Origin of the sequence: Antarctobacter heliothermus, assembly GCF_002237555.1 — a bacterium.
In the GTDB taxonomy this organism is placed as follows: domain Bacteria; phylum Pseudomonadota; class Alphaproteobacteria; order Rhodobacterales; family Rhodobacteraceae; genus Antarctobacter; species Antarctobacter heliothermus_B.
On record NZ_CP022542.1, the window covers coordinates 1 to 23,122 of the forward strand.

Below are 23,122 nucleotides of genomic sequence, written 5' to 3' on the forward strand. Positions count from 1 at the left end.
ACGCCGGTTCCGGGCCATCCGAAAACCGGCTCACAGCAGCGGGAGACAGTGTGCGGCATGGACCATTTCACCACCACCGACGGCGTGAGACTCGCCTACAGCATTGACGATTTCACCGATCCGTGGCGTCCGTCCCAGCCGTTGATCCTCCTGCATTCCGCGATGAGCTGCATGGAAAGGCTGCGCACTTGGATGCCTCGGCTGGTCCGGCACTTTCGGGTCATCCGGATGGACCTGCGCGGACACGGACAGTCCGAGGTGCCCGGACCGGACAGCGAACTGACGATCGACCGACTGATTGAGGACATCCGCGAGCTCATGGCACTTGCCGAAGTTCCGGCAGCCCATTTCGTCGGTACCTCCGCCGGCGGATATCTCTCGATGCGGATGGCGATGGATCATCCCGATGCCGTCCGCTCGCTATCGCTGTTCGGATCGACGCCGGGTTTCAAGGGCGGGCAGGCGCAGGCGTGGCTGCCGCGGATCCGCACAGAAGGACTGCGCAACTTCCTGGCCGACACCATCACCGACAGGTTCCCCAAGGACATGATCGACACCGACCGAGTAAACTGGTTTCTCGATCAGGCAGGCAGCACCGAGCCGAAATTCCTAGAACGCTTCATCTTACTGATGGACGGTCAGGACTGGAGTGACGAATTGCACAAGATCACCTGCCCGACCCTGCTGGTTGTACCCGGCGCCGGCAAGATCGGCGACTATAGCGGGTTCGACCGGATGAAGGAATCGATTTCCCGCGTTGACCTGCGGGTCTACGAGAACATGCCCCACAACGTGTGGGACAGCCAACCCGAGCGCTGCGTCGAGGACACGCTGGATTTCCTCGGCAACGAGGGATTTCTCGAGCCGCAGGGTACGGCCGCAAATCTGTCGGCACAGAGCAAGGAAACCGTAGCATGACCATCGAGCGCGCGCGCCGATATGGCTTTGTCGCCAGCGATGGCACCGAACTCCGCTATGAGGTGGATGATTTCACGCCACCTTGGACCCAACCCGAAACGATCATCCTGATGCATGCCGCCATGGGCTCGTCGCGGCGCTTCCACCACTGGGTGCCCGCGCTCAGCGGACAATACCGGGTGGTCCGGCCGGACCTTCGGGGGCACGGAACCTCGGAAGCGTCACCCAAGGAGACCGTCACCATCGACAGGCTGGCGCAGGATTTCCTGGAACTGATGGACCACCTCGGCCTGGAAAGGGCGCATGTCGTGGGTTCATCGACCGGCGGCATCATCGGCATGCGTGCCGCGCTGGAACATTCCGACCGGTTCCTCAGCCTGTCATCCTTCGTCGCGATCCCGGGTCTCTCGCCCTCGGTCAATCACGTGGACTATGACGAATGGAAGACGGGGCTGGTCGCCGAAGGGGTCGAAAGCTTCCTGAAGCGCACGGCGAAACAGCGCTTTCATCTCGACCAGGTGGATCCGGGCTTTGTCGACTGGTTCTGCTGCGAATCCGGGCGAAATGACGCCTCGTTCCTGGCCGACTTCGTCCACATGATGACCGGCTTCGACTTCTCCGACAGGTTGCCCGAGATCTCGTGCCCCTGCCTGTTCGTGGTGGCCAGCGGCGATCCGGTGCACTCGATGGATAACTACGAGGTGCTTAAGCGGGTCCCCGACCACCGCTTTGTCGTGTTCGAGAACATGCCGCACAACATCACGGACGCGGTTCCCGAGCGCTGTCTGGCGGAACTGATCCCGTTCCTCGACAGCTTCGCAGGCAGAGCGAAGGCTCAGGCGAACAGCAGCACCGCGACCCCGCAAAGCACGTAAACCGCCGCGATGAAGCGCAAGTTACGCCCTAGGGCCAGCCTGCGCGCCTCGACTCCGAACATCCGGGCGCAGGTAAGGAAACTGACCGCGCCCACACCGCACATGCCGCCAAATCCCCATCCGGCCAGCGCGGCCATTCCCAAGAGCACGGTATGCAACCCGTTCGGCATCACCGGCGCGAACAAGCCCAGTAGGACGCTGGTCGATACCACCATATGCAAGCCGAAGATCGCGAGCGTCGTGATCGCGAGCGCGGTGAAGGCGATCAGCGGCCCTGGGCCGACGCCCGTCAGCAGCCGCCCGACGGCCTCGTCTATTCCCGGCGTCATACGGATCGCGGCCGCAAACAGCAGTGCCGACAGGAAGACCGCGGTTTCCGCGTCATAGCCACGCAAGCTGTCGACCGTGGCTTCTGCCATCTTCGCGATCCGCCCGGGCCCGGTCCAGAGACCTGCCAGAAGAACGCAGGCCGGGATCACAAGCAGGCCGGACTGGGCCGGGCTGAGAGGACTCAACGCGATGATCGAGATGTTGACCACCACCAGCCCAAGAACGGGTGCGATCACCGCCGCCGCGGCCGGCCAGAACTCCTCTCCTAGGCGACGCGGCAACCGGGCATGCGCCAGAAGGAACGAGGAGGTCACAAGCGCCAGGCTGAACAGAAAGCCGCAACCGATCAGAACCACCAGACGCGTCTCCGCCAGGATCGAGGTCACCACCGCCATCGCAATTGTGAAAGGCGAGTAGAGTACGGTCAGGCCCACGCCCCGCATGGCCCATTCGGCCAGGTCCACCCGATCGCCGGTATCGGTTTCGCGGCGTACGAGGGGAACGACGATACCCGTCGCGCCGACCGCTAGCGGCAGGCCGAAGACCCATGCCAGAAGTTGCACCCCGCCCCGCCGTTCGTGCAGGGTCATCGCCCCGAACCCGGCGAGAACACGGGGCAGGCCGGGGGCCGTCTCGATCATCGTCCGAAGTAGGAAGAGACAGGCCAAAAACGCCACCAGAACCGTCGCGTTGACCACCGCAGCACCCGCCGCCTGGCAGTCTCCCGCAGCGAAGATCAGCACTAGGGCCACGCTGCCGAAGCCGAACAGGGCGACGCGGGGAAACCCCCGGTGCCGAACAGCGCCAAGAAACGCCACGGCGACGTTGATCGTCCCGGCGACGATCCATGCCGCGGTCAGGCCGGTAAGCACGGCCAAGGCGACACAGACCCATAGCGCGACGATCGCGATCGCGACCGCCGAACCTGCGGTCACGACCAGTCCGCGCGGGGTCATCGCAGGCGGTCAGGCACCAGGCAGTGCACTCGGCGGCGGGACATAGCCGCCGATCTCCCTTTCGATGGCCTGAGCGAAGGCGATGGGCGTGCGGTCGTCGAGATAGCGGCCGATGATCTGAATGCCTCCCGGCAGCCCGCCCGAGTCGAATCCGATCGGGGCGACCGAGGCAGGCAGATAGGAAAGCGAGGCCAGTCCCGCCCAGTAGAGCTGGTCGTTATAGCTGACCCGGTGGCCGTTGATCGGAATGGTGCGCGTATCCCGCGTGCCGGTCTCGTCCAGCGGGAATGCGGTGCTTGCCGCGCAGGGACAAAGTAGCAGGTCGTATTCGCCGAACCATTCCGCCCATCCCGCCCGAATGGCCTCGCGCCGACTGTGCCACGCAAGCCATTCGCGGTGGTACATCACGGTCGACCGCTTAAGCAGCGCGGCATAGCTCTGATCGTCCTCGGACAGGCCCGGCACGATTTCCAGAGCGTTCTCGAACACATCCCTGGGCTGCCGTGCTGTGGTGACGGCCCGCAGAAGACGGATGTAGACTTCGTAATGCTTCCGCTCGTCGAAGGGCGGTTGCGCGCCATCGACCACCGTCGCCCCGGCAGCGCGCAGCTTTTCTCCGAAGGAGCGGATCAAGTCCTGATACGGATTGTCGACTTCGCTAACGGAAGAATCCCAGATCAGGCCCACACGGAACTCGGACAGCCGGTGTTTCTCGGGTGCCGGCAGACTGAGACGCCAGCCGCGGGCCGAGTCGCCATGCGGCCCGGCCATGACGTCAAGGAACACGTCTAGGTCGCGCGCGCTTCGGGCGAGTGGGCCGGCCACCGAAATGTCCGGAAAGATGTTCACGTCGGGCATCAGATGGCCGTCCAGCGGCACGATACCGTAACTCGGCTTGTGGCCGAAGATCCCGCAGTAGTGCGCCGGATTGCGTACCGAGGCGCCAATATCTGAACCCATCTCGACGGCACTAAAACCTGTCGCCAGCGCCACGGCGGAACCGCCAGAAGACCCACCGGGAGTGCGGGTCTCGTCCCAGGGGCTGAGCGTTGTGCCGTAGATGGCGTTGTAGGTCTGCCAGTCCGACAGCAGCAGCGGCACGTTGGACTTGCCGTACAGCACCGCGCCCGCCGATTCCATCCGACCGACCGCCACCGCGGTTTCCGTCGCCACATTGTGGGAGAGATCGGACCGGCCCCAGGTCGCCACCGTCCCCTTCACGCTGAAGGACTCCTTCACCGTCATCGGCAACCCGTGCAACGGGCCCAGCGGCTTGCCGCTGACCCGTGCGGCGTCGGCGGCGTCTGCCCGGTTGCGCGCGCCCTCGCGGTCCTGAAGGACCACGGCGTTCAGATGCGGATTGAGCCGGTCCACCTGCCGGAAGGTGTCCTCCAGCAGCTCGCGGCTGGACAGCGTTCCGGCGCGGAGCGCCTCGGCAAGGTCCACGGCCGCCGAGAAGACAGAGAGCTGGTCTGCCGGAATGGTGACGGACGGCTCGACATTCTTGTTCATGCAGTTTCCTTGGTCGTATTGTCTTCCCGTACCTTCGCACAGGTCGCGAGGCGTTCGGGAGAAGTGGGCATCAGGCGCTGCGCGCCATCAAACCTCCGTCCACCAGCAACTCGGTGCCGGTAATGTAACGCGCCTCGTCCGACGCAAGAAACAGCGCGGCATGCGCCACGTCCCAGGCGTCGCCCCGGCGGCCCAGCGGCACTCTCTGCCGCGCCTGTTCGCGTAAGGTCTCCAGGTCAGCGCGGCCGGCCAGTTGCGATACGCGATGTTCAAGCAGCGGAGCGTCGATCATGCCAGGTATGATGGTGTTGCACCGGATGCCCTCGGGGCCGTACTGCACCGCGATCTGGCGAGAGAACTGAACCAATCCGGCCTTACTGGCCGAATATCCGACATGGTTGTGTCCAAGGTGCTTCAGCCCACCGATCGAGCCCACATTGTTGATCACCCCGCCTCCATGCTCCCGCATGACAGGCAGCACCAACTTGCAGGTCAAGAAGACGCTGGTCAGGTTCAGATGCAGTTGACGGCGGAAATCCTCGAGCGACATGTCCTCGGGACCTCCGGGCAATGACGCGCCGACGTTATTGTGCAGGATGTCGATCCCACCATATTCGCTTACCGCCCGGTCGACCAGCGCCGAAACGCTGTCGGCATCCGTGACATCGGCTTCGCAGACCACGCAGTTTCCGCCTTCGCCGCGGATGATCTCGACGGTCTCCTCAGTGGCCGCAAGGTCGCGATCCGCTACTATTACCTTTGCACCCTCACGGGCAAACAGCACGGCCGTCGTGCGCCCATTTCCCCAGCCGGGCCCGACCGCTCCGGCTCCGGTTACCAGCGCGACGCACTGCTCAAGCCTCTTCGCCATTGTCATCCCTTCCGCCGGCCGATCCCGCGACCCGCCGTCACGCGGTGGTCGACACTGTCGTAAGTGCATCGTCACCCAGTGCCTGCAGGGGCGCGGTGTCCGGGTTGTTCATGAACCAGGGCCGCTTGTTGTCTGATGGCCGGTTTGAAACCGCGTTGAAGTTGAAATAGCTGATCGAACGGGGCCACGGCGTCAGGTTGGCGGCCGAGCCGTGCATCAACGTCGGATGGATGAAGGCCACAGACCCGGCCGGCGCAGACAGGTCCAGGATGCTCGCCTTCTTCGCCAGGCTCTCGATCACACCTAGCGGCACGCGCTGTGCCTTGTAGCCGGGCACATCCTCTTCACGCGACAGGATCTCGTCCAGATCGTCGGAATGGCTTCCTGGAATGACAAGCAGCGGACCGTTCGACGGCGTACAGTCGTGCAGGAACACGGCGACCATGATCGCGTGCGGGCTCGGCATGCCGTCACCCCGGTGCCAGGCCGTGAAGTCCTGATGCCAAGCCCAGCCGTCGCTGGTGAACGGCATCTTCAGGTTGACCCGAGACTGATAGATATAGGCCGATTCGCCTAGCAGCGCTTCTACCGTCTTGATGATCCGCGGCAGACGCGAAAGCGCATCGAAGGACGGCGACAACGCGTGCGGCGCATAGACGATGGATGGCGGCACCTCGGGGCTTTCGCGCTTCACCTGGGGACCGTCCATCGCGTTGATTTCGGTCAGGGCGTCCTGCAGCACGCCGATCTCATCTGCGCTCAACAGGTTCCTGTACAGAAGATAACCTTGTTCCTGATACTCACGCTTTTGGTCTTCGGTAACTTCCATTTCTTCCTCCAGGAACAAAAATGTATCACTTAGTGATACCAAGATCCACATTATGATGCGACTACCAATAACGATTGTCAAGCGCCAAGAGGTGGTCGCAGGATTTCGGACCAGTCGTTAAGCTGTAGCGTCTGAGAAAGAACCAACCTGAGAAGACAAGGCGAAAGAGATATTCTGCAGAGTCCAAGGCGAAGGTGGCCCTAGAAGCCATCCGCGCGGAGCTGATGTCGGCCGAGCTTGCCAAGAAGTACGACTTTCGCCCGACGATGATCAGCGGCTGGAGTGAGGCATGAGCACGCCACCGGTTCGAGGGCCATATCGAACACGCTGGACGCCGACTTCTGCGTCGAGGCGCTGAACGAAGCGATCTATCGGTTCGGGCCGCCTGAGATCATGAACAGCGATAGTCATACGATTGATACCAGTTCTCGGATGGTTTGACTCAAACACTGATCGACCATTCGCTGGGTTGGTGCCGTATGGCTTCTCGGTTTGGTTTGACCCAAACAGCGACCGACCTGACACGTGTCTTTCCCTGGACCTGTCGATCATCCGGGAACGCCTGCGGCGAGCTTGTCTCAAAGGTGTTGCCGTGACCCCAGAAGGGCCTGACCATCCGGTCTCATGACTGTCCTGTCCCTGCATCCATCGAGGCGATGCTCGTTCTCTTGCCGCAGAAAAGGATCGTCAAATGGCTGAAACCCCTGAAACATCTCACGTCGTCGGAGGCGTCGATACCCACAAGGATTTACATGTTGCAGCTGTCGTAGATCATTACGACCGCGTGCTCGGCACCGAGAGCTTTCCCACGACCCGTCATGGCTATCGCTTGATGTTGATCTGGATGCGGTCTTTCGGGGATCTGCAACGCGTCGGCATCGAATGTTCGGGCAGCTATGGCGCAGGGTTGCTGCGCTATTTGCAGACAGCTGGTGTCGAAGTTCTGGAGGTGGTCACTGCCCCTGACAAAAACGAGCGCCGTCGCCGCGGCAAGAACGACGACTTCGACGCAGAAAGTGCGGCCCATGCCGCCTTCACCGAACGGCGCACTGTCACACCGAGAAGCCGTGACGGTATGGTCGAAAGCCTCCGTGTTCTAAGGGTTTGCCGAAAGACAGCCGTTCAGGCGCGCCGCATTGCTTTGCAAATGATCCAGACGACGATCATCTGTGCCCCCGATAGATTGCGAGAACCCCTACGTAAGATGACGCGAATGCAGTTGATCCGCACACTGGCAGCTTGGCGGCCCGATCTCACGGCCTTTCGGCAGGTCGAAGAAGCCTATCGCATCTCGCTCAAATCCCTGGCGCGGCGTTACCTCGAACTGCATGACGAGATCGCCGATCTGGATGACATGATCGAAGCCATCGTCAAAGATCTTGCCCCAGAGCTACTCGAACAGATCGCGATCGGCCTGAACAGCGCGGCGCAGCTGCTGCTGACGGCTGGAGACAATCCGGAGCGGTTGAAATCCGAAGCCAGCTTTGCCGCCCTTTGCGGCGTCAATCCCGTGCCTGCGTCTTCTGGCAAAACTGTCCGGCACAGGTTGAACAGAGGCGGTGATCGCGCAGCCAATAGTGCGATCCACATTATCGCCATCGGACGTTTGCGACTGGACCCACGCACTCAAGCCTACGTTGCCAAACGGATCGCTGCCGGAAACTCGAAACTGGAAGCCATTCGCAGCCTCAAACGTTATATCGCGCGCGAAGTCTTCGGCATCATCATGCGCCGCTACAAAGAGATCAATCAGACACAAATCGCCGCTTGACTCTTAGAAGGGCGTCCAGGGATCGCAGTTCACCTCGTTTGCCTGGACAGACCGCTTGCGTCGGTCCGGCATCCGCATCTCGATGGACGGCAAGGGTCGATACCTGGACAACATTTTCATCGAGCGGCTGTGGCGCACCCTGAAATACGAGTGCGTTTATCTGCATGCTTGGGAGACCGGGTCTCAGGCCCGCGCGGGTGTTCGAAAGTGGATGGAGTTCTATAACCACCGCCGCCCACACAAGGCCCTTGCAGGCAAACCACCAGCGGTGGTCTACTCACTGCGCATCCAAGCAACGCAACCCGATCAGCAGGAGCAGATCAGAGCTTAAAAAGCGCCAGATCCTGTCCAAGGAATAGGGAGCACCTCACAACGAGAGGCGCGCGCACTCATCCCACGGGTTGCTGACGCCAACCGAAAGCCAATACCTGAAAGCCGCCGCCTGACATGAAACACATGCTTTAGCTTCGTCCGGCGGCAAACAGATCGAACATCCAGAACAACCTCTCCAGACCCCCTCACGCGGTACCATCGCTTGCCTTTGCAGGCTTCATGTCACGGATTCCGACGACGACGAGGAACAGCACAATTGCAGCGGTGACCAGCAGAAGTGTCAGACTGATCGGGCGCGTGAAGAAGGTGGTTAGGTCGCCGCGGGCAATCAGCATAGCGCGCCGGAGATTCTCCTCCAACATCGGGCCCAGAATGACGCCCAGAAGCAGTGGCGCGGCGGGAAAATCAAGCTTCGTCAGAAAGTACCCGATGCCCCCGAACGCAGCCAGCAACAGCACGTCAAAGGTATTGTTGCTGATACTGTGAACCCCGATACAGATGAAGAGAAGTATCGACAGATAGAGAATGTTGTAAGGAATCTGCAGCACCTTCACCCAAACCCCGATGAACGGGATGTTCAGTATCAACAAAAGCAGGTTGCCGATCCACATGCTGGCCATCAGGCCCCAGAACAGCTCGGGGTTGTCTTCGATGACGCCAGGCCCGGGGGTGACGCCGAAGACGATCAGCGCGCCCAGCATCATCGCCATGATGGCATCGCCCGGAACGCCCAGCGTCAGCGTTGGAATGAAACCGGCAATTGCTGCCGAGTTGTTGGCCGCTTCCGGCCCCGCTATGCCTTCGTGTGCGCCTTTGCCGAAGCGTGACGGGTCGCGGGCCACGCGCTTTTCCATGCCGTAGGACACAAAGGTCGCAATCGTCGGTCCGCTTCCAGGCAAAGCTCCGAAAATGAAACCCGTGCCTGTCCCGCGGATCGCCGCCATCACCGAACGACGCAAGGCGCTGAGTGGGGGGAACATCTCGCGCCAATGCAGTTTCTTGCCAAGCAGCTCGCCCCGCTCGGGACCCTCCAGATTCGAAACCACCTCGGCGATGGCGAAGAAGCCCATCGCAACAATGACGAAACTTATGCCGCCCGAAAGACTCCACTGCCCGAACAAGAATCGCTGCGCGCCCGAGTTCACGTCGATGCCGACAGTGGCGATCGCAAGACCCAAGAGGACCATCGCGACACCCTTCAGGAACGATCCCTGCGACAGACCGGCCGCCGAGGTAAGGGCGAGTACCATCATCGAGAAATATTCCTGCGCCCCGAACCGCAGGCCGAAAGTGGCCACCGCCGGTGCCAGCGACATCAGCAGAATGATCGCGACGGTGCCGCCGAAGAAGGATGCGATGGCGCTGATGACGAGCGCGAGGGCGCCCTGCCCGTTCTTGGCCATCGGGTGGCCGTCAAGGCAAACCACCGCCGAGGCCGCATGTCCCGGCGTGTTCAGCAAGATCGAGGTGACGGCGCTGCCGTACATCGACCCGTAATATATACCGGCCAGCATGATCAGCGCGCCGATCGGATTCAGTGAGAAGGTCAGCGGAAGCAGCATCGAGATGGTGGCAAGCGGCCCGATGCCCGGCAGGACGCCGATGAAGGTTCCGACCGTGACGCCGAAAAGGCAATAGAGCAGGTTGGAGGCAGAGAAGGCGACGCCGAAGCCAGTGGCAAGGTTGCTAAGGATTTCCATGATCAGGGCCAGACTTTGAGGGGAAGACCAAGCAGTTCGCGGAAGATTAACACAGAGCCTCCCGCAAGAGAGGCGGTCAGCACGAGTGTCGCGATCCAGCCCAGCGGTTTTGCCGACGCAAAGCGGCCAGTCATGATCAGCAACACGGTGGCCACCACCAGACCGAACCGGTCAAGCGCCAGCGCGAAGGCCACGATGGCGGCAAGAAGAAACAGCAGCGGCCGCAGCGCGATACCGGTCAGCGGCGGCCCACTTTCGATCAGGGCCCGTATCGTCATCACTGCACCGACGAGGACGATAGCGAAGCCAATCATGAACGGAAAATACCCCGGCCCCATCTGGAACAGCGTTCCCATCTGGTAGTCTTGGGATTTCCAGGTAAGCGCTGCCCCGAAAACCAAAAACAGAACGCCGGAAACGAGATCTCGTGAGACGACCATTGGCACTCGCTTTCCTGGCCGTTGGCCGGCCAATCTTTCGTGTCGCAATATGATATGCAGTATCACTATGAAAGTCAGAAAAGTGGCCGTCAACCAAAAACTGGCTGCAACCCGTGTTTGGTCCGTCAATGCCTCAGAGACTGGCATCCTGTGCGGCGATAGCAACCAGAGAGCCCATGCGGCGCCCGAAGTCCTCGGGCGTCCATTCGCCCGTGTTCCCGACGATATGCAGCGCGCCGACGGGCTCGCCGGAATGGTTGACGATTGCTGCCGCCGCGACCACTTCACCGATTCTCCACTCGTCCGCCTGTACGGCGAAACCCCGATCGCGCACCTTGCGCACGTCTTCCATGATCGCGTCCGGATCCGTCAGTGTCCGGGCGGTATGGGCGGTCAGTTCCGACCGGTCCAGCAGAGCCCTTGCCTGATCCTCGGGCATCCGGGCCAGCACCGCGCGGCCGCCGGCGGTGCAATAGATCGGCACCCGGCGGCCGATCAGGGCGGCCGAGATCGTCTCTTGCTTGGACTGAATGCGGAACAGATAGATCAGGGTGGTGTCGTCGACGAATGACAGGTCCACCCGTTCGTTCGTCGTGTTCCTCAGCTTGATGAGACCAGGCGCCGCGCGTGCCACCAGTTCACTGGAATTCAGGTAGGAATACGACAGATCGAGCACCTTGGCTGAAAGCTCGTATTGGCGAGTTTTCGGGTTCTGCCGCAGATAACCCACATCGCGCAGGGTGCGGGTGAACCGCTGGACGGCGCTCTTGTCCAGACCGCTCAGCGTGACCAGTTCGCTCAGGCTGAGGCTTCGGCCGACATCGCGGAACGCCTCCAGCACCGCGAATGCCTTTTCGACCGACTTCACATTGTGCAGGCCGCCGCCGGTGCGACCGCTTGAAGTATCTCCTGCTGCATGACTCATCTTCGCCGATCCTCCCGATCGTTCCCATGTTCACTGGCTGGCGGCGCCAACTCGTGTCTAGAAATCAATCCATTGTGAGTACTTTGATGGCGCGCATCCATCAAGGCCAACGTTGATCCACTATCGGTTCAGCAGCAATTTCGGCACAAGTGGCGCGGATTGACATGGATCGGGATACGGTCCTATGATTTGCATTGCGGCTCACGTAATCACATAAAGATTCAATGGACTGCCGCGCAAAGTCACTCGCAGGCACACATGGATCCTGTTTCGATTGCCCTGATAGGCTGCGGAATCATCACCCGATCCGCGCACCAGCCCGCCCTGACCGCGTTGGGAGGGCGTGTCAGGCTGGTGGCGACGGTCGACACCGACCCCGAAGCGGCCCGACATGCGGCGGAGCCGTTCGGTGCTCGGGTGACCGACATCGAAGGCGCGCTTGCCGATCCCGCCGTCGAGGCGGTGCTGATCGCCACGCCCGAATCTTGTCATGCAGAGCAGGTGATCGCGGCAGCGAAGGCTGGCAAACACGTGATGTGCGAAAAGCCCATCGCGCCGACGCTGGAAGAAGCGGACGACATGATCGCCGCCTGCGACGCGGCCGGCATCGTGTTCATGGTCGCCCACAGCCGCCGTTTCACGCGAAGATACATGGACGTGGCCGCCGATCTTTCCTCGGGCCGGATAGGGCAGGTTCGGCTGGTGCGCGAGAACGAGCGCCGCCCGCAAGGTTTCGGGCCGGGAGGGGTACAAACGTTCCGACCGGGCCACTGGACAGGGGACCCGAAGCAGACGCTGGGCATCGCCTTGCTGGCCGGTATCCACGAAGCCGACATAATCAACTGGTTCGCATCGGCCAGACCGGTCACGGTTGTGGCCAGGCACGCGGTGACGACGCCGGGCAACCAGGGCGTTCCCGACTTCCTGTCCTTCGCCGTGCGCTTCGACAATGGCGCGATCGGCACCAGCGAGATCGGACGCATGCAGCCGCCCGGCTACCCAGCGGTGCATCAGCTGGAAATCTATGGCACCCAAGGCGCGATCCGGGCGCGTGACCACGACTGCCAAAGTCTGGTTCGCCACGACGCGGCCGGGGCGCACCATCCCGAGAGTCTTTCGCTGAACCTGTCCGGCGGGCAGACCTATGTCCGGCAACTCGCCGCTTTCGTAGATGCGATACGGTCTGGCCAAACACTTGCGGTAACGCCACAGGACGCGCGTCTCGCGCTGGCCGTGACGCTGGCGGCGATCGAATCGGCTGAGACCGGACGGCGCATTGCAGTAAAGGCCGCCTCTTGACCGCTGTGGCGATCGCGGCGGGACCGGAATGGAGCGGCTGGCTGGCCGGAGAGGCCGCGCTACTGCCCGGCATCACCATTGTCGAATCCGCCGCCGATGCCGACCTGCTGGCAATAGCACCGGATGCCGCGGCACCCGAAGACTGGATAAGCGACGCGCTTGCTGCCGGCGCAGCGGTCATCCTGACTGCGCCGGCCGATCTTGCGGAGCTTGCCAACTTAATGGCGGCCGATGCGCCGGTCGATGCGCCCGGCCGGCTTGGGCATTCGGAAGCCGGACGCCACCTTCTTGATCAACTTTCCGACCCGGGCGTCGGCGCAATCCATTCGCTGTATCTGTCGGTCAGGACAGCCACCGAGGATGCGGGAAGCCGCAGCTTCGAGGCGCTTCTGTGGGACGCAGTCTGCCTGATTGACGATTGCCTCGACTCAACGCTGGCAGAGATGCATGTGGACGGCGGCGCGATGTTCGGCCAGGAAACCGACTCGGCGGTGGGGATCGCGCGCACCGCGAATGGTACGGTTGTCACGATCGATGTCGCCTGCTGCCTGCCGCCTGCGCTGTGCAACGCCGGCGCGACGGAGGCTGAGATCGAGATCATGGGGGCAGAAGCAACGCTTCGCGCAGCGACCCATGCCCGGCGGTCCACGGTCTGGGATCAGAGCGGGGTTGCGGCGCAATATTGGGGAGACGACGCCATGTTGTCGATGATCAATGCCTGGACGGCCGGCCGGGCCACGGGCCAGGACAGGATTCGACGCAGGCTGGAGAACGTGCAATCGATCCTGAACGACCTTCGAACTGATTGGACCCAGGGCGGATGACGGACCTGCGCAACGTTGTCCTGGCCGGGGATGACGGCGATCTCGTCCGGTCCATCGCCGAGCGGCTGAAGGCAGAAGGCTGCGCCGTCTCGACCGGTGCGGACCGCATGAATGACGCCGGATGCTGGGGCATCGTCTACGTCGCCGCGGAAGCGCCGGAACAACCGGTGGACGCACTCGACATCGATGATTTCCTGAACCGGACGGACGAGACGATGACCGGCGCGGCTTCGGCGGTCCGGGCCGCACTTGCCGCCGGCAACCTGCGCCGGATCGTCTTGGTTGGCAACCTCGCGGCGCGGGGCCGGTCGAGCGTCACCATGCCCGCGGCGCTCGGCGGCGGGCTGACCGCACTGGCACGTTCCTGGGCGCTAGAATTCGCAGCCGAGAACGTCACCGCCAACACTATACTGGCCGAAGAACCACAGGAAGTGGCCGAGAGCGTCGCCGAGGCGACCGCGTTTCTGCTTTCGCCCCGGTCCGGCATGATCTCCGGGCAGGTTCTGCAGGTGAGCCGGGACACCGATGCAGGGATCTTGCCGATATGATGAATGGACCCCAAAGGCTCGGCGGTGCCGGGGCGGTCCTGGTCACGGGGGTTGCGTCCGGGATCGGGCGGGCCATCGCCGAACGGCTCATCGCGGATGGATACGCGGTGGTCGGTCTCGACATCGCGAACACCCCGCCACCGGGTCTTTCCGAATTCGTCCTGACCGATCTGTCCGATCACCACGCGACGGCTCCGGTAGTATCGAAACTGGCAGAACGGCACGGCTTCACTCGGCTGGTCAACAACGTCGGCTCGTCGCGGCGGGAGTTTCTGCGCGACGGGACCGACGATACCCAGCGGTGGCTGGACCGGCTCAACCTTTCCTCTGCCCTGGTCTGTCTGCAGGCGGTGCTGCCCGCGATGCGCAGCGGCGGTTTCGGCAGGGTCGTAAACGTGACCAGCCGCGCGGCACTGGGCCGCGACAACCGCAGCGCCTATGCCGCCACCAAGGGCGGCCTCGCCGCGATGACGCGGGTCTGGGCGGTCGAACTGGCCGCCACCGGCATCACGGTGAACGCTGTCGGTCCCGGCATGATCGACACCGAACTGTTCCGGCACAACAATCCACCCGACGCGCCGGACGTGGCGCGCCTGCGGGAATCGGTGCCAATGAAACGGCTCGGCCTGCCGGAAGAGGTGGCCGACGCGGTCGCCTTCTTCCTAGGACACCGAGCTAGCTATGTCACCGGACAAACCATCTATGCCTGCGGCGGCCTGTCGATTACCGGCGGCAGGCCCGGTCAGGCACCGTGACCACAGTCATCCAAGGAGACCTCATCTTGACACGCGTCCATCCCGACCCGCTGCGCCTGCTGTTCATCCAGGCCTTCTCGATGCCGCCAGACGCCGACTACTCGATGCGCAAACCCGGCGCGACGCGGGAAGAGTCGATGATGAACTATGGCCTGATCGCACCCCTTCTGGAAGGGGTCGAATGGGAAGTGCATCCCGGGCCAGTGTCCCACCATGGAACCTCGCTGGTCGAGACGCGCGAAGAGTTCCTGGCCATCGCGGCGGCCCGCCTACCAGTAGTCCGGGAAGCCTGCGAAAGCGGCAGATACGATGCCATCGTGCTGCTGGGCGGCGGCGATCCGGGTTTTCTCGAATCCTGTGAGATCGGCCAGCGCTTCGGAATCCCGGTAACCGCCTGCGGCAATGCACAGATGCATGTCGCGGCAATGCTCGGCCGGCGATTCAGCGTGATCGATGTGTCAGAGCCGCATTCGGTACACTATGGCAACATCATCCGTTCCTATGGCTTCGCCGAAAACTGCGCCTCGCTGCGCAACCTCGAGCGCCCGCTGCCAAGGGGAGACCATGCCGGCACCTCCATCGCTGTCGAGAAATCAAGGGTCGACGCCGGTAAAACCTCCGACCTCCTCCTCGCGGCGGTCAACGAGGCCGAGGCGGCCATCGTGGAGGACGGAGCGGAATCGCTCATCATCGGATGCTCGGCGCTGTACTGGCTGAAACCTCATCTGCAACAGACCCTGTCGGATCGCGGGTGGGATATACCCGTGCTCGAGGGTTATTCCTGCGCCATCGAACTCGGCAAGCTAAAGGTGCGACTGGGCGTCACCGTCAGCGGTGTGGCCTTCCCGCAGGCTCCGGCCCCGCGCTTTCGGCGGGTCAAAAAGGCTTAATCCGACTCTGCAAATGGATAGTGAACCGCGCCGGGTTTTCCAGAGGCTGATTTCGGTTAGTTACGCGGCCATGTCTTCAATTGGTGTTGTCACGTTAACTCGTGGGGAACACGAAATTCTGCACAGAGTTCTATCAAGCGGCCTTTGCCGCGGCTTGCCATGCATTGAATGCTTCCAGTCGGTGGTAGTGGACGGCGAGGGCGTTGCGCGCGATCAGCGACCCGAATTAGCGGGCCCAGCGTCGGACTGTCTCGCAAGAAACGTCGATGCCGCGTTTCAGCAGCATTTCCTCGACCTCACGCAGGCTCAGATTGAAACGGTCGCACAGCCAGACTGCATGAGCGATGATCTCGGGCGGGAAGCGGTGGCGTTTGTAGCTGATCGAATGCTGTGTCATGCTCGGCAATTACGCTGATGCCGGCACACCGGCGACAACGTCGAGTTTACGTGACAATGCCGTGCCCCCCGGGATATTTTCGGACAGAAGAAGCCGAATGTTTCGCGCGCGAAACGGGTAGCCCTAGTTTGCCAGGAGAGCGACCCCCTTGTTTCTTCTGTCTAGAAATATCCCGAGGGGGTCATGCTGGAAGCATGCCTTTGGCATGACGCCCCCTGCCCCGATCTCACATCTCCAGCGCGTTCTTGTGATCGCGCCGCAGCAGCATCAGCCCCAGCACCAGCGCCACCAGACCAAACCCGGCCACATAGGCCTCAGAGACATAAGGCGCGTCATAGTTGGGATAGAACCCGTGCCGCATCATCCCCACCAGATGCACCAGCGGGTTGTACCACAGGTAGTTGTTGTAAGGCTCGGGGATGGTGTCGAAGAGAAAGAACACGCAGGACAGCAGAAACAGCGGCCGCATCAGGATTGACCAGAACCGCTGATACAGCGGAAAGCGCAGCATCATGAAGCAGTTGAAGACCCCGACCCCCAGCGCCAGCAGCGCCGCCAGCCCATAGGCGCGCGCGATCACCGCGCCGTCCATCACCACCCGCGTCTCGAACACCAGCAGGATGGTGCCGATCACGACGTAGCTGACCAGCAGCTGCGTCATCAGGTTCAGCCCGAACCGCGCCAGAATGGCATCCAGAAAGGTCACCCGCGGATAGGCCAGCAGCTGGCGCGAATAGTTCATCGCCTGCCCCAGCTTGGCGGTGATGTCGGTGAACAGCGTAAAGGGCAGCATCCCGGTGGCGTAGAACATCGCAAAGCTCACCCCCAAGGGCGGTGAGCGGAAGCCCACCGAAAACAGCGCCGTCAGCAGCGCAATGCCCGCCGCCGGTTCGAGGATCGCCCAGGCGTACCCCCCCGGTGAGCGCCCGTAAGAGGTGCTCATCTCGCGCAGGATCAGCGCGGTGATGGTGCGCAGGGTGGCAAAGCGCGGAATGCCGGCGCGCACGCGGGGGCGTTGGGCCGCGGGGAGCCTTGGGTCGGAACTGTCGGTCGAACTGTCGGTCACGGGGCCTCTGCTCGGGGCTGGGGTGTGGTTTGCGGGTCGCTTTTTGGCACGCGGGACACCGCGCGGATCCCTGTTGCGCGGCGAACCGCACCGGAGGCGGCATCCGCACTGGAAACCACGCTCTGCATTATGTAGCAAGGAGGTCTCAGGAGCTACTTGAAAAGCCGCATTCCTCCGTGACCCAGATCCCTCCGCCACGCCCGCCCAAAGGCCCTGCCCCCATCGCTCCCGGAGTCGGGGACCGTGTCGCGCCACTGCGGCCCGCCCCCGGCGGCCCCCCGCAAGGCCCGCAGATCGGGACACCCGGCAAGCCGGGCCCTGCCCCGCGCGCCGGATCGGGCGCCCCGCGCATGGCAAGCGGCGCACGGCTGCGCCGCCGGCACTATTCGGTTCTGATCAGTCTGGTGCTGGGCGTGATCCTGCCGGTGCTGGTGGTGGCGGGCTATCTCTGGTTCAAGGCGACCGATCAATACGCCTCGACCGTGGCTTTTTCCGTGCGCACCGAAGAGGCAGGCTCTCCGCTGGAAAGCCTGATCGGTATTCCGGGCATCTCGGGGTCGTCCTCATCGGACACTGACATCCTGTATGAGTTCCTGCAAAGCCAGAAGCTGGTCGAGGACATCGACAGCGCCATCGATCTGCGCGCGCTCTGGTCCAAGCCCGAGGGCGATCCGATCTTTACCTTCGACACCGATGGCACGATCGAGGATCTGGTCAAACACTGGAACCGCATGGTCAAGATCTACTACGACGACGGTGCCGGGCTGATCGAGGTGCGCGCGTTGGCCTTTACCGCCGACGACGCGCAGCTGATCGCGCAGACCCTGTTCGAACATTCCTCCGAAATGATCAACGCACTGTCGGCGATCGCGCGCGAAGACGCGATCCGCTACGCCCGCGCGGATCTGAACGAGGCGGTGGACCGGCTCAAGACCGCGCGCGAGGCGGTCACGAAATTCCGCAACACCCACCAGCTGGTCGACCCCTCGGTCGATCTGGCCACGCAGGCGGGCCTGTTGGGCAAGCTGGAGGCGCAACTGGCCGATGCGCTGATCGAGTTCGACCTGCTGGCCCTGTCGACCCGCACCGACGACCCGCGCGTGACGCAGGCGCAGCGCCGCATCGAGGTGATCCGCGACCGTATCGACGCCGAGCGGCGCAAGCTGGGCCTGGCGGGCGATGGCGCCAATGGCACCGAAGTCTATGCCAACCTGTTCGGCGAATACGAACGGCTGGTGGTGGACCGTGAGTTTGCCGAGAAAAGCTATACCACCGCGCTGGCCAGCTATGACGCGGCACAGGCGGAATCGCGGCGGCAAAGCCGGTATCTGGCCCCCTATGTGCGTCCCACACTGGCCGAAAGCTCTCGCTTTCCGCAGCGGCCCATGCTGCTGAGCCTCGCGGCGTTGTTCATCTTTCTGATCTGGTCGACGCTGGTGCTGGTGATCTACGCGCTCAAGGACCGGCGCTAGGAAAGCCCAAGACAGTGATCCGGTTCGAGAACGTCTCAAAACGCTACATCACCGAGGGCCGCGAAAAAACGGTGGTCGAGGATATGAACGTGGTGCTGCCCACCGGGCGGTCGGTGGGCCTGCTGGGGCGCAACGGGGCGGGTAAGTCGACGCTGCTGCGGATGATCTCGGGCGCGACGGAACCGACCGAGGGCCACATCGAGACCACCGGTCTTGTGTCCTGGCCAGTGGGCTTTGCGGGCTCGTTCCACCCGGATCTGACGGGGCTGCAGAACTGCCGCTTCATCGCGCGCATCTACGGCGTGGACACCGATGAGCTGGCGCAATTTGTCGAGGAATTCGCCGGTCTGGGGATGCATTTCCGCCTGCCGCTGCGCAGCTATTCCTCGGGGATGCGGTCACGTCTGGCCTTTGGTGTGTCCATGGGGATCGCCTTTGACACCTACCTTGTGGATGAGATCACCGCCGTGGGCGACTCGGCCTTTCGCGAAAGGTCTGACCGGTTGTTCAAGGCGCGGCTGCGGCACGCCGGGGCGGTGGTGTGCAGCCATTCGATGCCGCAGGTCCGGCTGTTGTGCGATGCGGGCCTCGTGCTGGATGAGGGGCAGGCCTATTACTACGAGGATCTCGAGGATGCGATCGCGCACCACGAGGACAACATGAATCGCGCCGCCGCGCTCTGAGAGGCGGGCAGGAGGGGGCGTCATGCCAAAGGCATGCTTCCAGCATGCCCCCGTCTTGGCAAGCCAAGACTCCCCGGGATATTTTCAGACAGAAGAAACATGAGAGCCGCGCACCCTGTTGCGGCGGGGGCGGCCCGTTTCGCGCGCGAAACATGGGGGTTTCTTTTCTGGTCAAAGACCTCGCCGGGGGGAACGCCAGAGGTGGGGGGCATGGTGGTGTTTCGCGCGCGAAACATCTGTGGGGAGATGGCCGATTTCAGCAGGCCGCTACAGCCCGAAAACCCGCCGCCCGCGCCGTTGCGCGGTGTCCAGCAGCACAAGGTGCTCCAGCGCCCGCGCCACCGCCACGTCCCAGGTATGGACAGAGGCGCGGGTGGCCAGCACCGGCTGCAGTGGTGGCACAGGTTTGCCCGCCGCCTCGGCCACAGTGCCCACGCCCCGGACCAGCGCCCGGTACAGTTGCGCCAGTTCCTCGGGGTCATCCAGCGGCGCGCGGCCACGCAGGAACAGTGTCTCGTAGGGGTCCGCAGAGACCGTCCAGCGCGGATCGCGGGCGCGCAGGCTTTCTGCCTCGGCTTCGGGGATCAGCGCAAACAGCCTGTCCAGATCGCCCCCTGTGGCCTCGCGCAGCGCCGACAGGTGGCGCGGCAGCACCGCCCAGGGACGCGGCGCATCCTCGACATGGCACCAGCGGCGAAACACCTCTTCGGCGGCGATGTCTGTGGCATCGGCGCGGTAGCGGCGGTTGCGCAGCAGGAACCCCAGCAGGGCCGGGGGCAGCGCGCCATCCGTGCCGCGCGCGGGCCGGGGCAGGGTGGTGCCATAGGCCCCCTCAAACGCGGTCAGCACATCGTCGGTCAGCCCCAGTTTCAGGTCTGTGCCCGGCAGCGCCGCCCAACGGCTCAGCGCCGCGCCCAGCGTGTAGGGCATGCCCATCTGCGCCAGCCACGCGCCAAAGCCGCGCCCGGACCAGACGCCCCATTCCCAATAGGCCGCGTTCAGCCAGTCCAGCGGCGGGCGGGCAAAGGCGCAGATCTCGACCGGCGGACTGTCTTCGGTGAACCACTGCGGCAGCGCCTCGGCAAAGCGGTCGGCCTGTCCGATCCAGCCGGGGTTCGACGCCAGCGGCACGCCGCCCGGGGGTTTGCGCCGGACCCGGTCGATCTGCTCGAAAAGCCCGGTCTCGGCCCCTTCGGGATCAGGCCAGCCCAGCCGCCCGCGCACATCCCGCGCGGCCGCCGTGCGCAGCGCCCGACCCGACAGTACCGCGCCGCCACGCGGGCGCGGGACCGTATAGGCCAGCGTCCCGCTGTCTGTGGTCAGCAGGGGCGCGGCACTCAGCGCGCGTTGCAGGGCGCGGGTGCCGCATGTCGGCGCGCCCACATGCAGGATGATCGCGGGGCTATCGCTCATGCAGGACTGCTCAGCCGTTTGGCGGTCTCAAGGATCATGGACATGTCCTCTGCCGCCGACAGCGGCAGCACCGCGCCGTCATCGCCCGCGGCGCGGACCGCATCGGCCTGCGCGCCCAGATCAAAGACCATGACCGGCAGACCGGTGGCCAGCGCCTCATGGGTGGTAAAGGAAAACGTCTCTGACCAGACCGAGGGGATGAACCAGCAGGTGATGCCGTAGCGCGCCACCAGATCCGGCAGATCCTCGACCGCGTAGCGGCCATGCATCCGCGCCGGGCGATACAGCCGGTAGGCCGGGTCGATCTCTCCCAGCAGCACCAGCCCCGGATCACCCGGTTTCAAGGCGCGGCTCAGCCGCTGCGCCACGCCCGCGCCCTTGTGCGGGGCAAGCGACCCAAGGATGCCGATCACAGGCGGCCCCTCGGGGCGGGGAATGCGCGGCACCTCTGCGTGCAGGGCATGGGGCGAAACCTCCACCGGGGCCCCGGCATAGGCCTGCCGGATCAGCCGAGCCGAGGCCTCGGAGAAACAGGTCACCCGGTCGGCGGTATACAACAACCGCCCCCAGTCCGCCCGCCAACGCGACAGCGGCACGGTCGCACCATCGGGGCGGCGGGTGGCATGGCGGGGGCTGGCGGTCTGCGGATCGGGCAGGCCCTTCCACGTCTCTCCCGCCTCCAGCAGCGAGGGCGTCGGCGAGAGCGGGAAATAATCATGCACCAAGACCTCCAGCCCGTCGCGCGGCCCGCGCAGCGACAGCATGAGGTCGGGCAGGGTGATCGGGTCGGGATCGCCGACGCCGCAGGCATAGATCACCTCGCGCCCGGTGACTGGGGCCAGCAGCTGCGCGATCATTGCCGCACTGGCGGTGCCGCCAGACGTCACTCCGGCGCTGCCATCGGGACGCAGATCATGCAGGTCCAGCGTAAAGCGAAAGACGCCGCCAACGCGGATCACCAGCGCCGCGCCTACGCGCGCCAGATCAGCCATCAGGCGGCGTTGCAGGTCAACCTCGGCCCCGCCGCCCATGGAATGGGCCAGATAGACGGGCAGGGGGCCCCGACGGGTCTGTTCGACCTGCGCCAGCCCCAGCGCCAACCGCGCAGTGACCAGCGGATCGCGCCGCAGAAAGCCATGCACCTCGGCGTCAAAGCGTGGATAGCGGCGGGAGATCAGTGCGCTGTTGCGGGCGATCAGCCGCTGCTTGGCCTCGGAGCCGAAACTCTGCCCGCCCACATGGGCGACAAAGAGGTTGGGCACATAGAGATGGGTAAACCCCTTTTGCGCGGTCTTCTGGCACCAGTCGACCTCTTCGCCGTAGCCGGGGGCAAAGACGGCGTCGAATTCCGGCACCTCAGCCAGCGCCTTGGGGGACAGCGCCATGCAGAACCCAACCCCGGCGGGGGCGGCCACCCGCGCGGCACCGTTCAGCGTGGCGGCATGACGGTCCACCGCCTCGGCCAGGTCCGGCGCAATGTCGCGCGCGCGGCCCGGTTCCGGCACGGATCCCAGCTCGGCATCGTTCGACAAAGGCGTGACTGACCCGACACGCGCATCCTCCCAGATCGGGGATAGCAGCCGCGCCGCCCAGCCTGCGGGCACAAAGGCATCACTGTTGAGCAGCACCACCGGATCGGCCCAGTCGCGCGCCGCCACCATCCCAAGCGTGACAGCTCCGACAAAGCCTAGGTTCTCGGGGGCCTCAATCAGCTGCGCCTGTGGATGACGCTCGGCCCAGTCGCGCAAAAACGGCAGGACATCCGGATCGGGTGAGGCATCATCGACAATCACGATACGCCAAGGAATATCCGTGTGCCGCGCCACCCGATCCAGCGCCGGGCGCAGCAGATCAAGGCCGTTGTAGACCGGCATGACAAGCGTGACGCCCGCGCCCTCGGGCACCGTGGGATCGGACGGGCGGCGCAGCAGGTCCGCGTCCAGTTGCACCGGGGCAGGGCCGGACAGATCCAGCAGTTGCTTCACCCGCGCCCGTGCTGCCGGATCGCGGTGCCGCGCCCATCGCAGCGCAGCGGGCAACGCCCGCGCGCCCGCGGCAACGAAACCGGGGACCAGCCGCCACCGCGCAACGCGCGGGCGAGGTGCATCCTGTGGCAGGTGATAGGCGGCGTAGATATCGAACAGCCGCCGAACGCGATGAAGCACGGAGTCCCCCTTCAGATTGGTTCCTCATGAACCACAGATCGCCGGGCGCTCCAATGAAAAGCAGGGGGAAAAACGTCGCAATTGTTTCGCGCGCGAAACACCCAGAGCACACCTTCATGATTTCTGCGGACGGGGCGAAAGGCTTGGCAC

General features: G+C 63.8%; 20 protein-coding genes and 3 pseudogenes. 12 read left to right on the forward strand and 11 right to left on the reverse strand.

Features of this window, described 5'->3' with window-relative positions; all coding sequences use genetic code 11:
- Positions 1 to 57 precede the first annotated feature (57 nt).
- Entirely contained in the window at positions 58 to 918 is an 861-nt protein-coding gene (locus tag ANTHELSMS3_RS24395; protein WP_094037728.1) for an alpha/beta fold hydrolase, read from the forward strand.
- A complete protein-coding gene (locus ANTHELSMS3_RS24400) occupies positions 915 to 1,793 on the forward strand; it encodes an alpha/beta fold hydrolase (protein ID WP_094037619.1) in 879 nt (292 codons plus the stop codon). Before ANTHELSMS3_RS24395 ends, ANTHELSMS3_RS24400 begins: the two co-directional genes overlap by 4 nt.
- Here ANTHELSMS3_RS24400 and ANTHELSMS3_RS24405 read toward each other — a convergent pair.
- The 4 genes from ANTHELSMS3_RS24405 to ANTHELSMS3_RS24420 form a co-directional block, all read right to left on the reverse strand.
- A complete protein-coding gene (locus tag ANTHELSMS3_RS24405) occupies positions 1,754 to 3,079 on the reverse strand; it encodes a hypothetical protein (RefSeq protein WP_094037620.1) in 1,326 nt (441 codons plus the stop codon). The two genes, ANTHELSMS3_RS24400 and ANTHELSMS3_RS24405, sit on opposite strands and share 40 nt — an antisense overlap.
- A gap of 9 nt (positions 3,080 to 3,088) precedes the next feature.
- A complete protein-coding gene (locus ANTHELSMS3_RS24410) occupies positions 3,089 to 4,591 on the reverse strand; it encodes an amidase (protein WP_094037621.1) in 1,503 nt (500 codons plus the stop codon).
- 70 nt (positions 4,592 to 4,661) lie between these two features.
- A complete protein-coding gene (locus ANTHELSMS3_RS24415) occupies positions 4,662 to 5,462 on the reverse strand; it encodes an SDR family NAD(P)-dependent oxidoreductase (protein WP_094037622.1) in 801 nt (266 codons plus the stop codon).
- A gap of 37 nt (positions 5,463 to 5,499) precedes the next feature.
- Positions 5,500 to 6,291, reverse strand: a complete 792-nt coding sequence (locus tag ANTHELSMS3_RS24420) for a phytanoyl-CoA dioxygenase family protein (protein ID WP_157733651.1) — start codon at positions 6,289 to 6,291, stop codon at positions 5,500 to 5,502.
- A gap of 131 nt (positions 6,292 to 6,422) precedes the next feature.
- Here ANTHELSMS3_RS24420 and ANTHELSMS3_RS26220 point away from each other — a divergent pair.
- The 3 genes and pseudogenes from ANTHELSMS3_RS26220 to ANTHELSMS3_RS24430 all read left to right on the forward strand — a co-directional run.
- A pseudogene (locus ANTHELSMS3_RS26220) lies at positions 6,423 to 6,572 on the forward strand (IS3 family transposase); the annotation flags it as partial.
- Positions 6,573 to 6,982: 410 nt separating this feature from the next.
- Entirely contained in the window at positions 6,983 to 8,062 is a 1,080-nt protein-coding gene (locus ANTHELSMS3_RS24425; RefSeq protein ID WP_094037624.1) for an IS110 family transposase, read from the forward strand.
- Positions 8,063 to 8,078: 16 nt separating this feature from the next.
- A pseudogene (locus tag ANTHELSMS3_RS24430) lies at positions 8,079 to 8,393 on the forward strand (transposase); the annotation flags it as partial.
- 187 nt (positions 8,394 to 8,580) lie between these two features.
- Here the strand turns inward: ANTHELSMS3_RS24430 and ANTHELSMS3_RS24435 are convergent.
- The 3 genes from ANTHELSMS3_RS24435 to ANTHELSMS3_RS24445 all read right to left on the reverse strand — a co-directional run bounded on the left by ANTHELSMS3_RS24435 (position 8,581) and on the right by ANTHELSMS3_RS24445 (position 11,460).
- Complete coding sequence (locus tag ANTHELSMS3_RS24435; protein WP_094037626.1) at positions 8,581 to 10,095, reverse strand: tripartite tricarboxylate transporter permease; 1,515 nt, start codon at positions 10,093 to 10,095, stop codon at positions 8,581 to 8,583.
- A 2-nt stretch (positions 10,096 to 10,097) separates the two neighbouring features.
- The gene (locus ANTHELSMS3_RS24440; protein WP_157733653.1) at positions 10,098 to 10,535 is read right to left on the reverse strand and encodes a tripartite tricarboxylate transporter TctB family protein; all 438 of its coding nucleotides are present in this window, start codon (positions 10,533 to 10,535) and stop codon (positions 10,098 to 10,100) included.
- 133 nt (positions 10,536 to 10,668) lie between these two features.
- A complete protein-coding gene (locus tag ANTHELSMS3_RS24445) occupies positions 10,669 to 11,460 on the reverse strand; it encodes an IclR family transcriptional regulator (RefSeq protein WP_094037628.1) in 792 nt (263 codons plus the stop codon).
- A 258-nt stretch (positions 11,461 to 11,718) separates the two neighbouring features.
- On the opposite strand from ANTHELSMS3_RS24445, the gene ANTHELSMS3_RS24450 reads away from it, so the two are divergent.
- From ANTHELSMS3_RS24450 to ANTHELSMS3_RS24470, 5 genes are read left to right on the forward strand one after another with little or no spacing between them, the layout of a single operon-like run.
- Positions 11,719 to 12,759, forward strand: coding sequence for a Gfo/Idh/MocA family protein (locus tag ANTHELSMS3_RS24450; protein ID WP_094037629.1), 1,041 nt, complete (start codon positions 11,719 to 11,721; stop codon positions 12,757 to 12,759).
- Positions 12,756 to 13,583 carry a hypothetical protein gene (locus ANTHELSMS3_RS24455; RefSeq protein ID WP_094037630.1) on the forward strand — a complete coding sequence of 276 codons (828 nt, stop codon included), beginning with the start codon at positions 12,756 to 12,758 and terminating at the stop codon, positions 13,581 to 13,583. Before ANTHELSMS3_RS24450 ends, ANTHELSMS3_RS24455 begins: the two co-directional genes overlap by 4 nt.
- Positions 13,580 to 14,131, forward strand: a complete 552-nt coding sequence (locus ANTHELSMS3_RS24460) for a hypothetical protein (protein WP_094037631.1) — start codon at positions 13,580 to 13,582, stop codon at positions 14,129 to 14,131. The genes ANTHELSMS3_RS24455 and ANTHELSMS3_RS24460 overlap by 4 nt, the downstream gene beginning before the upstream one ends.
- On the forward strand, positions 14,128 to 14,886 hold the full coding sequence (locus ANTHELSMS3_RS24465; protein ID WP_254694993.1) for an SDR family NAD(P)-dependent oxidoreductase: 759 nt from the start codon (positions 14,128 to 14,130) through the stop codon (positions 14,884 to 14,886). Before ANTHELSMS3_RS24460 ends, ANTHELSMS3_RS24465 begins: the two co-directional genes overlap by 4 nt.
- Positions 14,887 to 14,912: 26 nt before the next feature.
- The gene (locus tag ANTHELSMS3_RS24470) at positions 14,913 to 15,776 is read left to right on the forward strand and encodes an aspartate/glutamate racemase family protein (protein WP_157733654.1); all 864 of its coding nucleotides are present in this window, start codon (positions 14,913 to 14,915) and stop codon (positions 15,774 to 15,776) included.
- Positions 15,777 to 16,011: 235 nt separating this feature from the next.
- On the opposite strand, the pseudogene ANTHELSMS3_RS24475 reads toward ANTHELSMS3_RS24470, so the two are convergent.
- A pseudogene (locus ANTHELSMS3_RS24475) lies at positions 16,012 to 16,173 on the reverse strand (IS6 family transposase); the annotation flags it as partial.
- A gap of 226 nt (positions 16,174 to 16,399) precedes the next feature.
- Positions 16,400 to 17,239: an ABC transporter permease gene (locus ANTHELSMS3_RS24480; RefSeq protein WP_094037633.1), complete on the reverse strand. Its 840-nt coding sequence runs from the start codon at positions 17,237 to 17,239 to the stop codon at positions 16,400 to 16,402.
- 350 nt (positions 17,240 to 17,589) lie between these two features.
- On the opposite strand from ANTHELSMS3_RS24480, the gene ANTHELSMS3_RS24485 reads away from it, so the two are divergent.
- Both ANTHELSMS3_RS24485 and ANTHELSMS3_RS24490 read left to right on the forward strand, forming a co-directional pair.
- On the forward strand, positions 17,590 to 18,711 hold the full coding sequence (locus tag ANTHELSMS3_RS24485; RefSeq protein WP_094037634.1) for a hypothetical protein: 1,122 nt from the start codon (positions 17,590 to 17,592) through the stop codon (positions 18,709 to 18,711).
- Between the two features lie 14 nt (positions 18,712 to 18,725).
- Positions 18,726 to 19,394, forward strand: a complete 669-nt coding sequence (locus tag ANTHELSMS3_RS24490) for an ABC transporter ATP-binding protein (RefSeq protein WP_094037635.1) — start codon at positions 18,726 to 18,728, stop codon at positions 19,392 to 19,394.
- Positions 19,395 to 19,661: 267 nt separating this feature from the next.
- Here the strand turns inward: ANTHELSMS3_RS24490 and ANTHELSMS3_RS24495 are convergent, their stop codons facing one another.
- On the reverse strand, positions 19,662 to 20,807 hold the full coding sequence (locus ANTHELSMS3_RS24495) for a hypothetical protein (RefSeq protein ID WP_094037636.1): 1,146 nt from the start codon (positions 20,805 to 20,807) through the stop codon (positions 19,662 to 19,664).
- Entirely contained in the window at positions 20,804 to 22,972 is a 2,169-nt protein-coding gene (locus ANTHELSMS3_RS24500) for a glycosyltransferase (protein WP_094037637.1), read from the reverse strand. Before ANTHELSMS3_RS24500 ends, ANTHELSMS3_RS24495 begins: the two co-directional genes overlap by 4 nt.
- Between the last annotated feature and the right edge of the window lie 150 nt (positions 22,973 to 23,122).